Origin of the sequence: Streptomyces sp. NPDC058231 (genome assembly GCF_042882275.1) — a bacterium.
Taxonomy (GTDB): domain Bacteria; phylum Actinomycetota; class Actinomycetes; order Streptomycetales; family Streptomycetaceae; genus Streptomyces.
On the sequence record NZ_JBHVWN010000019.1, the window covers coordinates 56753 to 69926 of the forward strand.

Annotated in this window: 10 protein-coding genes; 9 read left to right on the forward strand and 1 reads right to left on the reverse strand. The window is 69.0% G+C overall.

The annotated features are described in order from the left end of the window. Positions 1 to 137: 137 nt before the first annotated feature. Positions 138 to 1133: a hypothetical protein gene (locus ACFVXE_RS16075; RefSeq protein WP_389671759.1), complete on the reverse strand. Its 996-nt coding sequence runs from the start codon at positions 1131 to 1133 to the stop codon at positions 138 to 140. Positions 1134 to 1271: 138 nt separating this feature from the next. On the opposite strand from ACFVXE_RS16075, the gene ACFVXE_RS16080 reads away from it, so the two are divergent. The 9 genes from ACFVXE_RS16080 to rodA all read left to right on the forward strand — a co-directional run bounded on the left by ACFVXE_RS16080 (position 1272) and on the right by rodA (position 13094). Further along, on the forward strand, positions 1272 to 3893 hold the full coding sequence (locus tag ACFVXE_RS16080) for a valine--tRNA ligase (protein ID WP_389671760.1): 2622 nt from the start codon (positions 1272 to 1274) through the stop codon (positions 3891 to 3893). Between the two features lie 259 nt (positions 3894 to 4152). Further along, complete coding sequence (locus tag ACFVXE_RS16085) at positions 4153 to 5676, forward strand: bifunctional folylpolyglutamate synthase/dihydrofolate synthase (RefSeq protein ID WP_389671761.1); 1524 nt, start codon at positions 4153 to 4155, stop codon at positions 5674 to 5676. A 5-nt stretch (positions 5677 to 5681) separates the two neighbouring features. Continuing rightward, the gene (locus ACFVXE_RS16090) at positions 5682 to 6038 is read left to right on the forward strand and encodes a DUF4233 domain-containing protein (RefSeq protein ID WP_389671762.1); all 357 of its coding nucleotides are present in this window, start codon (positions 5682 to 5684) and stop codon (positions 6036 to 6038) included. Positions 6039 to 6130: 92 nt separating this feature from the next. Then, positions 6131 to 6544, forward strand: a complete 414-nt coding sequence (gene ndk, locus ACFVXE_RS16095) for a nucleoside-diphosphate kinase (RefSeq protein ID WP_389671763.1) — start codon at positions 6131 to 6133, stop codon at positions 6542 to 6544. A 288-nt stretch (positions 6545 to 6832) separates the two neighbouring features. After that, on the forward strand, positions 6833 to 7852 hold the full coding sequence (locus ACFVXE_RS16100; RefSeq protein WP_124268240.1) for a rod shape-determining protein: 1020 nt from the start codon (positions 6833 to 6835) through the stop codon (positions 7850 to 7852). A 110-nt stretch (positions 7853 to 7962) separates the two neighbouring features. Continuing rightward, positions 7963 to 9000: a rod shape-determining protein MreC gene (mreC, locus tag ACFVXE_RS16105; protein WP_389671764.1), complete on the forward strand. Its 1038-nt coding sequence runs from the start codon at positions 7963 to 7965 to the stop codon at positions 8998 to 9000. 11 nt (positions 9001 to 9011) lie between these two features. Further along, entirely contained in the window at positions 9012 to 9674 is a 663-nt protein-coding gene (mreD, locus tag ACFVXE_RS16110) for a rod shape-determining protein MreD (RefSeq protein WP_389671765.1), read from the forward strand. 61 nt (positions 9675 to 9735) lie between these two features. After that, positions 9736 to 11904 carry a penicillin-binding protein 2 gene (gene mrdA / locus ACFVXE_RS16115; protein WP_389671766.1) on the forward strand — a complete coding sequence of 723 codons (2169 nt, stop codon included), beginning with the start codon at positions 9736 to 9738 and terminating at the stop codon, positions 11902 to 11904. Then, positions 11904 to 13094 (forward strand): rod shape-determining protein RodA, encoded by a 1191-nt coding sequence (gene rodA / locus ACFVXE_RS16120; RefSeq protein ID WP_389671767.1) that lies wholly within the window; start codon positions 11904 to 11906, stop codon positions 13092 to 13094. Before mrdA ends, rodA begins: the two co-directional genes overlap by 1 nt. Positions 13095 to 13174: the final 80 nt, after the last annotated feature.

Genomic DNA, 13174 nt, shown 5'->3' on the forward strand with positions numbered 1-13174 from the left:
GTGGGTGCGCGGGGCTGTCTTGTAATGTTGGGGTGCGGCGCCTTGTATATGGCGGGTTGGTGGTTCCCCACCAGCATTAACCGGTGGGGGCCCCCGGCGGTCCCGCGGCGGCGCGCCCCTTCCGTGTCACCGCGTGATCAGAGCTTGGTGCGGGACGTGTTGTAGAGCTTGGCCGCCAGGGCGGCCGTGTCGTCCTGGGACATGCCCTTGCCCGCCATGGAGAGCGCCACGTCGATGCCGGTGACGATGCCGACCGTGCTGTAGTCGGCCCAGACGCAGATGGGCATCTCGAACTGCTTGGGGCCCTTCGCGGCGGTACCGTCCCCGTCCTTGTTGACCACCTGCATGGTCTGGCACTTCATCAGCGCGCCGTCGAACCCGGCCGGCTTGACGGCCTCGGGGCTTCCGAGGAGCTTGGCCTCCATGCCGTCGCTCTTCTTGAAGTCCGACTCCGCGTTGTTGAAGGAGTTGTCGACGACCTTCGCCGGGTCGGTGACGTCACCCCAGATGCCCGAAAGGGTCACGGACTTGACGGCGAGCGGGTTGTCCTTGGAGCCCGCCTGGTACGAAGCGCCCACCTGCTTGGGGTCCTTGATCCCCAGGCTTTCGAGCTTGGCCTTGTCGCCCGCGGTCATCGACCCCGCCGAACCGCTGGGGCTCTTCTTGTAACCGTCCAGCGTGGCGGCCGGCGTCAGCTTGTAGCCCTTGGTGCTGTCCGCGACGTCGCTGTTGCTGGAACCGCCCGACGTCAGGAAGTACGCCCCGCCCGCGACCACCGCGAGCGCCACCACGACCGCGCCGATGATCAGGCCGGTCTTCTTCTTCGGGGCGGCCGGCGGCATCGGGACCTGGCCGCCGTAAGGGGCCTGGCCGTAAGGGCCCTGGGGCGGCTGGCCGTAAGGATTCTGGGGCGGCTGGCCGTACGGGCCGCCCTGCGGGGCCTGTGGGTAGCCGTAGCCGGGCTGGGGCTGCTGCTGCGGCGGAACACCCTGGGGGGCCTGCTGCGGGTACCCGTAACCCGGCTGTCCGCCCTGCGGCGGCTGACCGCCGTAGGGGCCCGGCTGCTGGCCGTACGGTCCGGGCTGGCCCTGCGGCGGCTGCTGGCCGTACGGTCCGGGTTGGTTGTAGCTCATCTGCGCTGTCCCCTCCAGAATGCTTATGCGTTCCGAACATCCTGGCGGAAGCCCCGCCGGCATGGGGCATCGGGCGCCGCACCGTTACTGAACAAACCGGTTTCAGTGCACGACTGTGACGGCCCTAAACTGTCCCTCGTGACCGAGAACACTCAGCAGACGCCAGCCAGCAACCCCGAACTGCCGACCCAGTACGCACCGGCCGAGGTAGAGGGGAAGCTGTATGAGCGCTGGGTAGAACGTGGTTACTTCGAAGCCGACGCGACAAGCGACAAGCCTCCGTTCACCGTCGTCATCCCGCCGCCGAACGTCACGGGCAGCCTCCACCTGGGGCACGCCTTCGAACACACGCTGATCGACGCCCTCACCCGCCGCAAGCGGATGCAGGGCTACGAGACGCTGTGGCAGCCAGGCATGGACCACGCCGGTATCGCCACGCAGAACGTTGTCGAGCGGGAGCTCGCCAAGGAGGGCAAGTCCCGCCACGACCTGGGGCGCGAGGCCTTCATCGACCGCGTCTGGCAGTGGAAGGGCGAGTCCGGCGGACAGATCTCCGGGCAGATGAAGCGCCTGGGTGACGGTGTCGCCTGGTCGCGTGAGCGCTTCACCATGGACGAGGGTCTGTCCCAGGCCGTCCAGACCATCTTCAAGAAGCTCTACGACGACGAGCTGATCTACCGGGCCGAGCGCATCATCAACTGGTGTCCGCGCTGTCTCACGGCCATCTCGGACATCGAGGTCGAGTACCAGGACGACGACGGCGAGCTCGTCTCCATCCGGTACGGCGAGGGCGAGGACACCATCGTCGTCGCGACGACCCGTGCCGAGACGATGCTGGGCGACACGGCTGTCGCCGTCCACCCGGAGGACGACCGCTACAAGCACCTGGTCGGCAAGGAGATCGAGCTGCCGCTCACCGGCCGCCGGATCCCGGTCGTCGCCGACGAGCACGTCGACCCCGAGTTCGGCACGGGCGCCGTCAAGGTCACGCCCGCGCACGACCCGAACGACTTCGAGATCGGCCAGCGGCACGGTCTGCCGAGCCTCGCCGTCATGGACGAGCACGCGATCATCACGGCGCACGGTCCCTTCCAGGGCCTGGACCGGCTGGAGGCGCGCAGCGCCATCGTCGGCGCTCTGCGCGCCGAGGGCCGGATCGTCGCCGAGAAGCGCCCGTACGTCCACTCCGTCGGCCACTGCTCGCGCTGCAAGACGACGATCGAGCCGCGTCTGTCCATGCAGTGGTGGGTCAAGGTCGGCCCGCTGGCCGAGGCGGCGGGCGACGCGGTCCGCGACGGCCGGGTCAAGATCCACCCGCAGGAGATGGAGAAGCGGTACTTCGACTGGGTCGACAACCTCCATGACTGGTGCATCTCGCGTCAGCTGTGGTGGGGCCACCGCATCCCTGTCTGGTACGGCCCGGACGGGGAGACCGTCTGCGTCGGCCCCGACGAGCAGCCGCCGAGCGGCGAGGGCTGGACGCAGGAGACCGATGTCCTCGACACCTGGTTCTCCTCCGGCCTGTGGCCGTTCTCGACGCTCGGCTGGCCGGAGCAGACCGAGAGCCTGGCGAAGTTCTACCCGAACTCCGTCCTGGTCACCGGCTACGACATCCTCTTCTTCTGGGTCGCCCGGATGATGATGTTCGGCCTGTACGCGATGGACGGCACCCCGCCTTTCCACACCATCGCTCTGCACGGCATGGTCCGCGACCAGTTCGGCAAGAAGATGTCCAAGTCCTTCGGTAACGCGGTCAACCCGCTGGACTGGATGGACAAGTACGGCTCCGACGCGCTGCGCTTCACCCTGGCGCGCGGCGCCAACCCCGGTGTCGACGTCCCGATCGGCGAGGACTGGGTCCAGGGTTCGCGTAATTTCGCCAACAAGATCTGGAACGCCACGCGCTTCGCGCTGATGAACGGTGCCACGATCGAGGGCGAGCTGCCCGACCCGTCGCAGATGTCCGCGACGGACCGCTGGATCCTGTCGAAGCTCAACAAGACAGTCGCCGAAGTCGACGCGTTCTACGACGATTTCCAGTTCTCCAAGCTCAGCGAGGCGCTCTTCCACTTCGCGTGGGACGAGGTCTTCGACTGGTACGTCGAGCTGTCGAAGACCACGTTCTTCGCGGGCGGCGAGCAGGCCGAGGTCTCCGGCCGGGTCCTCGGCGAGGTCCTCGACGTGATGCTGCGGCTCCTCCACCCGGTCGTCCCGTTCGTCACCGAGACCCTCTGGACCACGCTGACCGGCCGGGAGTCCGTCGTCGTCGCCGAGTGGCCGAAGGACTCCGGCTTCCGTGACGAGGCCGCCGAGCAGGAGATCGAGCTCGTCCAGCAGGTCGTCACCGAGGTCCGCCGGTTCCGCTCCGACCAGGGCCTGCAGCCCGGCCAGAAGGTCCCGGCCGAGATCACCCTGACCGGTACGGCGCTCACCCCGCACGAGGCGGCCATCCGCCAGCTGCTGCGTCTCCAGCCCGCAGGCGAGGACTTCCACGCCACCGCGTCGCTGCCGGTCGCGGGAGCCACCGTCGCGCTCGACCTGTCCGGCACCATCGACGTGGCGGCCGAGCGCAAGCGCCTGACGAAGGACCTGGGCGCCGCCGAGAAGGAGAAGGCCCAGGCCAACGCGAAGCTCGGCAACGAGGCGTTCCTGGCCAAGGCCCCGGACAACGTGGTCGACAAGATCCGTACCCGGCTCACCAAGGCCGACGCGGACATCGCGCGGATCACCGCTCAGCTGGCGAACCTGCCGCAGAGCTGATGACCTGAGGGCGAAGCCCCCGTACCCCTGACCGACCAGGGGCACGGGGGCTTCGCCGTGCCGGGGGACCGCCACGATGCGGCACTCCGGCGCCTGCGGACCCGAGGCCGTTCCCTGCCGCGATCAGGAGGAACGGCGGCGGGCAGCCGGACCGCGGGTGCCCGGGCGGCCCATGGCGCGCGGCGGCCCGGCGCGGACGATGCGTGACCGTGGCCGGGCCCCGCGCCGGATGTCCGTTCCGATCCGTAGACTGGGCCCCGTGAGTGAGCCCCGCCCTTCAGACCGGCACGACGCGTCCGAGTCCGACGACACCTTCGCGGAGATCGTCGACGAAGCGACCCAACGCGACCCCGACCTGGCGGTGATCGAGGCCGGCAGCCGTACCCTGCGCACCGCCTCGGGACCGGTCCAGGGCGACGAGGTCCCCGCCCGCCCCGCCGACCCGGAGGTGGAGAAGGCGCTGCGCGCGGTGGAGCAGGAGCTCGCCGGCCGCTGGGGCGAGACCAAACTCGAGCCCTCGGTGGCGCGCATCGCCGCGCTGATGGACGTGCTCGGCGAGCCGCAGCACGCGTACCCCTCGATCCACATCACCGGCACCAACGGGAAGACCAGCACCGCCCGCATGATCGAGGCCCTGCTCGGCGCCTTCGACCTGCGCACCGGCCGCTACACCTCGCCGCACGTCCAGTCGATCACCGAGCGGATCAGCCTGGACGGGTCGCCGATGGAGGCCGAGCGGTTCATCGAGACGTACAACGACATCAAGCCGTACGTCGAGATGGTCGACGCCCAGCAGCCCTACCGGCTCTCCTTCTTCGAGGTGCTGACCGGCATGGCGTACGCGGCCTTCGCCGACGCGCCCGTCGACGTCGCGGTCGTCGAGGTCGGCATGGGCGGCAGCTGGGACGCGACCAATGTGATCGACTCCTCGGTCGCCGTCGTCACCCCCATCTCGCTGGACCACACGGACCGGCTCGGCTCCACGCCCGCCGAGATCGCGGTCGAGAAGTCCGGGATCATCAAGCAGGGCGCGACCGTCATCCTGGCCCAGCAGCCGGTCGACGCCGCACAGGTCATGCTGAAGAAGGCCGTCGAGGTCGACGCCACGGTCGCCCGCGAAGGCATGGAGTTCGGCATCGTCGCCCGTGAGATCGCGGTCGGCGGCCAGCTGCTGAAACTGCGCGGCCTCGGCGGCGAGTACGAGGAGATCTTCCTCCCGCTGTACGGCGCCCACCAGGCGCACAATGCGGCAGTGGCGCTCGCCGCGGTCGAGGCGTTCTTCGGTATCGGCGCCGAGCGGCCCGGCTCGCTGGACATCGACACGATCCGCCGGGCCTTCGCATCGGTGCGGTCGCCCGGCCGGCTCGAAGTCGTACGGAGCAGCCCGACCGTCGTCCTGGACGCGGCCCACAACCCGGCGGGCGCCCGGGCCACGGCCGACGGCCTGTCCGAGGCGTTCGGCTTCTCCCGGCTGATCGGGGTGGTCGGCGCCAGCGGCGACAAGGACGTCCGAGGGCTCCTCGAAGCCTTCGAGCCGATCTGCGCCGAGGTCGTCGTCACCCAGAACTCCAGCGGTCGCGCGATGGACGCCGACGAACTGGCCGCCGTCGCGGTCGAGGTCTTCGGCGGTGACCGCGTCCAGGTCGAGCCGCGCCTCGACGACGCGCTGGAGGCGGCGATCACCCTCGCCGAGGAGGAGGACGAGTATGCGGGCGCCGGCGTCCTGGTGACCGGCTCCGTGATCACGGTCGGCGAGGCCCGGCTGCTTCTGGGAAGGCACTGACCCCTGTGCGTACGCTCTGCGCGTCGACGCTGATCGGCGAATTCTTCGTGATCGGTTTCGCCGGACTGGTCGCGATGAAGTCCGACGACCTGTCGGACACCACCGTCTGGACGGTCTGCGGCATCGGCATGCTGCTCTCCGTCCTGCTCTGCGGGATGATCACCCGCCCGGGCGGCACCGCCCTCGGCTGGGCGCTGCAGATCGCGCTGGTCGCCAGCGGGTTCTTCGTCCCGATGATGTACATCCTCGGTCTCGTCTTCGGCGCACTGTGGTGGGCCTCGGTGCACTACGGCCGCAAGATCGACCAGGCGAAGGCACGCTGGGCCGCGCAGGAGGCGGCCCAGGCCCCCGCCGGCGGCTGAGGCCGGGGGCCGCGGGCAAACCCGGCCGCCGGCCCGTCCCCGTAGCCCTGTAGCCTCGCCTCACCGACCTGCATGCCCCCAAGGAGCCGTACATGACTCAGCGCACCCTCGTCCTTCTCAAGCCCGACGCCGTCAGGCGCGGGCTGATCGGCGAGATCGTCGGCCGGATCGAGCGCAAGGCCGGCTGGCAGGTCACCGCGCTGGAGCTGCGCACGCTCGACCTCGCCACCCTGGAACAGCACTACGCCGAGCACGTCGGCCGGCCGTTCTACGAGCCGCTCATCGAGTTCATGCAGTCCGGACCGGTCGTCGCCCTGGTGGCCGAGGGCGAGCGGGTCATCGAGGGCGTGCGCGCCCTGGCCGGCCCCACCGACCCGATCGCCGCCGCGCCCGGATCGATCCGTGGCGACTTCGGCACGATCACCCGGGAGAACCTCATCCACGCCTCGGACTCCGAGGAGTCCGCGGAGCGAGAACTGAAGCTGTTCTTTCCGGGACTTTCCTGACCTCGGATCAGCCGAACAGCGCTCATGACCCGGGGCGACCGAAGTAATTCGGTCGCCCTTCGGCATAGGGTCCCCGATCGCGGGAACGCATCCCTCCGACGTAACGTCACCATGAGTGGAACGGCAACCCGTTCCGCCCACAAAGGCGAAGGACCCTCGCGCGGTGTCCGTGCATACGGCACTACGATGGAATCTTCCACGCCCGCAGCGCCCACCTCGCCTGCCAAACAAGCCATCACCGCTTATTGGAAGGCCCGACGCATCCTCATGGGGAACAAGGGGAACTCAATGTCGTTCATCGGCCGTGACATGGCTATCGACCTCGGGACTGCCAACACGCTGGTGTACGTCAGGGGGCGCGGCATCGTTCTGAACGAGCCGTCCGTCGTGGCCATCAACACCAACACCGGCGGCATCCTGGCGGTCGGATCCGAGGCCAAGAAAATGATCGGGCGTACGCCCGGCAACATCGTTGCCGTACGCCCCCTGAAGGACGGCGTGATCGCCGACTTCGAGATCACCGAGCGGATGCTCCGCTACTTCATCCTGAAGATCCACAAGCGTCGCTACCTGGCCCGTCCGCGGGTCGTCGTCTGCGTGCCCTCCGGTATCACCGGGGTCGAGCGGCGCGCCGTCATCGAGGCGTCGACGCAGGCCGGCGCCCGTCAGGTGCACATCATCGAGGAGCCCATGGCCGCCGCCATCGGTTCGGGTCTGCCGGTCCACGAGGCCACCGGCAACATGGTCGTCGACATCGGCGGCGGCACCACCGAGGTCGCGGTGATCTCGCTCGGCGGAATCGTCACTGCTCAGTCCATTCGGGTGGCCGGCGACGAGCTGGACAACGCGATCATCCAGCACATCAAGAAGGAGTACTCGCTCCTCCTCGGTGAGCGCACCGCCGAACAGATCAAGATCACGATCGGCTCGGCGTACGACATGGACAAGGACGAGCACACCGAGATCCGCGGCCGCGACCTGGTCTCCGGACTGCCCAAGACGGTCGTCATCTCCGCCGCCGAGGTCCGCAAGGCCATCGAGGAACCGGTCAACGCGATCGTCGACGCCGTGAAGACGACGCTCGACAAGTGCCCGCCGGAACTCTCCGGCGACGTCATGGACCGCGGCATCGTCCTCACCGGCGGCGGCGCGCTGCTGCGTGGACTGGACGAGCGGCTCCGCCGCGAGACCGGCATGCCGATCCATATCGCCGAGGACCCGCTGGACTCGGTGGCACTCGGATCCGGCAAGTGTGTCGAGGAGTTCGAGGCACTCCAGCAGGTGCTGGACGCCCAGCCCCGCCGGTAGTACGGGGCAGGACAACACAGGGGTCCGCCGTACGGGCGCAGCTGCCCCGTACGGCGGATCGTTGATATACAGGCACGAACATTCCGACGAGGAAGGCACGGCCGCCGCACGTGAGGGACACACGAGAGAGCCGGCTGCTCCTGGTGCTGCTGATCGCCATCGCATTCGCACTGATTACGGTGGACATCCGCGGCGGCGAGGAGTCACCGGTGGACGGCGCCCGGCGGGCCGCCGCAACGGCCTTCGGGCCGGTCGAGAACGGCGTGGCGGCAGCCGTCGACCCGGTGGGCAACGCCATAGGGGCGATCCGTGCCTCCGGTGCCCGGCACGACCGGATCGCCGCCCTGGAGCAGCAGAACGCCGCGCTGAAGACGAAGCTCGGCAGCGACGACCGCAACCGCAACCGGGTCCGCGAACTCGACAAGATGCTCAAGAAGTCGGCCGCCGGACAGTACGGGATCAAGGCCGCCGAGGTCGTCGCCATAGGAGCGGCCCAGGGCTTCTCCTGGACCGTCACCATCGACGCGGGCTCCCACGACGGCATCAAGCGCGACATGACCGTCATCAACGGTGACGGACTCGTCGGCCGCGTCACCACCGTCGGACCGGACACCGCGACGGTGCTCCTGGCCAACGACCCCGACTTCACCGTCGGCACCCGGATGGAGAAGACCGACGAACTCGGCTTCGCCACCGGCCAGGGCGACCGGCCCCTCTCCGTCCAGTTCCTCAACGGCAAGGCCAAGGTGAAGAAGGGCGACCGGCTGGTCACCTTCGGCTCCAGCAAGGGCCGGCCCTTCGTCCCCGGCGTCCCGGTCGGCGAGGTCGTCCGCGTCGACCCGTCCGGCGGCGGCCTCACCCGTACCGTCTACGTCCGCCCGTACGTCGGCTTCACCCGGCTCGACATCGTGGGCATCGTCGTCCAGGCACCCCGGGAGGACCCGCGCGACATGGTCCTCCCGAAGCAGCCCGCCAAGCCGAAGCCCGTCCCGACCCCGACGGTGACCGTCACGATCTCGCCGAACGGCGACATCGTGGACACCAACGGAAAGGTCGTGGGGAACGTCAACGGGACCCCGAGCGGCAGTCCCAGCGGCAGCCCGAACCCCAGCGGAACCACCGGCAACGCGGCCGACGAGCAGAGGTAGAGCTGATCCCCATGCGCTTCAACCGGACTCTGCTCTCCATCGCCCTCGTCGTGATCGCCCTCGTCATCCAGGTCTCCGTGCTGGCCCGCCTCCAGCTGCCCGGCGCCGTACCCGACCTGGTGCTCCTCGTCGTCGTCGGGCTGGCCATGGTCTACGGACATGTCGCCGGCGCCCTGATCGGCTTCGGTGCGGGGCTCCTCACCGACCTGGCGCCGCCCGCCGACCACGCCGCCGGACGCTACGCACTGGTCCTCTGCGTCGTCGGCTACCTCGCCGGACTCGCCCGGCCGGAGAACGGCCGGCTCAAGTCCGCGTTCGCCCCGATGGCCGTGGTCGTGGCCGCCGCGATCGGATCGACGCTGCTGTACGCGCTCGTCGGCGCCCTCGTCGGGGACACCGCCGCCCGCCATGTGGGCCTGGGCAGTCTGCTCTTCACGGCCGCCGTCTACGATCTGCTGCTCGCGCCGTTCACCGTGCCGCTGATCATGGGCCTGGCCAGACGTACCGTGAACGACCCGATCTCCGAGTCCTCCAGCGGCGGCGACGTGGCCGGCGGCTGGCTCGCCTCCGGCACCGGACTGCGGATCGGCAGCCAGCGCGGCGGACTGCGTATCAGGGCCGCCCGCAACCGCGCCTCACGAGCCGGACGGATCAAGGGAGTCAAGCGACTGTGAGGCTTCATCTCCCGGGGGACACCCGCCGGACCCCCGGCCCGACCACCACCGGGGGCGCCCCATGACCAACATTCCGGAGACGGGCCGGACCCAGCGGGTCCAGATCCGGCTCATCGTCATCCAGGTCCTCGTCTTCTCCCTGCTGCTGACGCTCGGCGGCCGCCTCTGGTACCTGCAGATCCGCAACGGCCGGGAGTACACCGACGAGGCGAAGAACAACCACGTCCAGCAGGTCGTCCAGCCCGCCGTCCGCGGCTCCATCCTCGACGCCCGCGGTGTGCCGCTCGCCGACAACGAGACCCGCCTCGTCGTCTCCGCCAGCCGCACCGAGCTGCTGAAGATGGACGACGACGGCAAGGGCGTCCTCACCCGGCTCGCCGACGTCCTCGGCATGAAGCCGCAGGACGTCATGGACAAGGTCCGGCTCTGCGACGCGAAGACCCCGCAGCCCTGCTGGAACGGTTCGCCCTACCAGCCGATCCCGGTCACCGACGAGGCCACCACCCAGCAGGCGCTCCAGATCCGCGAACGCGCCGAGGACTTCCCCGGCATCACCGCCGAACCCACCGCCGTGCGCCGCTACCCCGCGCCCGGCAAGGCCAACACCGCACAGGTCCTCGGCTACCTCTCACCCGTCACCGACGACGAGATCACCAAGGCCCAGAACACCGACTCGCCGTATCTCCGCTCCGACCAGGTCGGCCGCTCCGGCCTGGAGCGCACGTACGACAAGGAACTGCGCGGCAAGGCGGGCGTCACCCGCTACGAGGTCGACAACCTCGGCCGGGTCATCGGCCAGGCCAAGAACGACGAGGCGGAAGCCGGAGCGAGCGTCGTCACCTCCATCGACGCGCGGGTGCAGGCCCTCGCCGAGTACGAACTGAACGACGCGATGAAGGTCGCCCGCACGCAGTTCGACACCAACACCAACGAGAACTACAAGGCCGACTCCGGTGCCGTCGTGGTGATGGAGGCCAAGACCGGCCGGGTCGTCGCGATGGCCTCCCTGCCGAACTACGACCCCAACGCCTGGGTCGGCGGGATCTCCGGCAAGGACTACACCCGGCTCACCGGCAAGAAGGCCAACTACCCGCTGCTCAACCGCGCGATCCAGGGGCTCTCCGCACCCGGCTCCACCTTCAAGGTGATCTCGACGGCAGCCGCGGTCCAGGCGGGCTACGACTTCGACGGGCACTACCCGTGCACCAGCGCGTACTCGGTCGGCGGCCAGGTCTTCAAGAACTTCGAGTCCGAGAACTTCGGCCCCATCAGCCTGGGCCGGGCGCTGGAGGTCTCCTGCGACACCGTCTTCTACGGGCTCGCGGACGCCCAGTGGAAGAAGGACGGCGGCATCCACCCGAAGAAGAACGCGAAGGACTGGTTCTACAAGACCGCCCACGAGTTCGGCCTCGGCAAGGAGACCGGCATCGACCTGCCCAACGAGGTCAGCGGCCGGGTCCCCGACCGCCAGTGGAAGAAGGACTACTACAAGGTCAACAAGGACGCCTGGTGCAAGGAGGGCAAGAAGAACGGCACCTACGTCCAGAAGATCGCGTACGAGAACTGCCTCGAAGGCAACATCATGCGCGAGGGTGACTCGATCAACTACTCCATCGGCCAGGGTGACACCCTCGTCACGCCGATCCAGATGGCCACGATCTACTCGGCGGTCGCCAACGGCGGCACCCTGTACGACCCCACCGTCGGCAAGGCGATCATCAGCTCCGACGGCAAGCACGTCCAGGAGATCAAGCCGAAGTCCCACGGCAAGCTGCCGATCTCGCGGAAGACGCGCAACAAAATAGACGAAGCCTTCGCGGGAGTCGCGACCCGCGGTACGGCCGCCTGGCGATTCGGCGGCTGGCCGCAGGACAAGATCCCGATGCACGCCAAGACGGGCACCGCCGAGGTCTACGGCAAGCAGACGACCTCCTGGTTCACCACGTACACCAAGGACTACTCGATCGTCATGACGATCTCCCAGGGTGGTACGGGCTCCGGCGCCTCCGGACCCGCCGTGCGCAAGATCTACAACGCGCTCTACGGCGTCGACGAGAGCGGCAAGATCGACAAGAAGAAGGCGCTGCTCCCCACCCCGCAGAAGTCCCTGCCCAGGATCCAGCACGACGGGTCGATCTACGCCCCGGAGATCAAGCCCTACGACCCGGACTCGCAGAAGGCCCCGGCGGAGGACCAGACGCTCGCCGCGGTGCTCGGGAGGCGTGACTGATGGCCGGCTTCTCCGTCTCCCGGTACGCCCCCGACCGCGGTGTCTGGGGCCGGCTCACCGCCCGTGACTCCGTCGTCCGCAGGCTCGACTGGCCGCTGCTCGGCTCCGCGATCGCGCTGTCGTTCATCGGCATGGCCCTGGTCTACTCGGCGACCCGCGGTCGCGACTCGCTCACCCACGGAGATCCGTACTACTTCCTGCTGCGCCACGCCCTCAACACCGGTATCGGCATCGCCCTGATGATCGGCACGATCTGGCTCGGTCACCGCACCCTGCGCGGCGCCGTCCCGATCCTCTACGGGCTCTCGGTGGTCCTCGTCCTCGCGGTCCTCACCCCGCTCGGCGCCACCGTGAACGGCGCCCACGCCTGGATCATCATCGGCGGCGGCTTCTCCCTCCAGCCGTCCGAGTTCACCAAGATCACCATCATTCTGGGCATGGCGATGATCCTCGCCGCCCGCGTCGACGCCGGCGACCAGATCCACCCGGACCACCGGACCGTCGCCAAGGCCCTCGGTCTCGCGCTCCTCCCGATGGTGATCGTCATGGGGATGCCCGACCTCGGCTCCGTGATGGTGATGGCCGTCATCGTGCTCGGCGTGCTCCTGGCCTCCGGAGCGTCGAACCGCTGGATCTTCGGCCTCCTGGGCGTCGGCGTGGCCGGCGCCGTCGCCGTCTGGCAGCTCGGCCTGCTCGACGAGTACCAGATCGCCCGCTTCGCCGCCTTCGCCAACCCGGCGCTCGACCCGGCGGGTGTCGGCTACAACACCAACCAGGCGCGCATCGCGATCGGCTCCGGCGGGCTCACCGGCACCGGCCTCTTCCAGGGCACCCAGACCACCGGCCAGTTCGTCCCGGAACAGCAGACCGACTTCGTCTTCACCGTCGCCGGCGAGGAACTCGGATTCCTGGGCGCCGGGCTGATCCTCGTCCTGCTCGGCATCATCCTGTGGCGCGCCTGCCGGATCGCCCGCGAGACCACCGAGCTGTACGGCACGATCGTCGCCGCCGGAATCATCGCCTGGTTCGCCTTCCAGTCGTTCGAGAACATCGGGATGACGCTCGGCATCATGCCGGTCGCCGGACTTCCACTGCCGTTCGTGTCGTACGGAGGGTCGTCGATGTTCGCCGTCTGGGTGGCCATCGGGCTGCTCCAGTCCATCCGTGTGCAGCGTCCGATGTCCGCCTAGTCCTCTCCGCACCCTGGCCCGGTCCGCCCCCCTTCCGCACCGTGGAAGGGGGGCGGACCCGTCGGCCGGACGGACCTTCC

Coding starts and splice junctions, on each gene's coding strand:
- rodA (WP_389671767.1), top strand. CDS start 11,904: ATGGCCGGCTTCTCCGTCTCCCGGTACGCCCCCGACCGCGGTGTCTGG.
- ACFVXE_RS16075 (WP_389671759.1), bottom strand. CDS start 1,133: ATGAGCTACAACCAACCCGGACCGTACGGCCAGCAGCCGCCGCAGGGC.
- ACFVXE_RS16100 (WP_124268240.1), top strand. CDS start 6,833: ATGTCGTTCATCGGCCGTGACATGGCTATCGACCTCGGGACTGCCAAC.
- mreD (WP_389671765.1), top strand. CDS start 9,012: ATGCGCTTCAACCGGACTCTGCTCTCCATCGCCCTCGTCGTGATCGCC.
- mrdA (WP_389671766.1), top strand. CDS start 9,736: ATGACCAACATTCCGGAGACGGGCCGGACCCAGCGGGTCCAGATCCGG.
- ndk (WP_389671763.1), top strand. CDS start 6,131: ATGACTCAGCGCACCCTCGTCCTTCTCAAGCCCGACGCCGTCAGGCGC.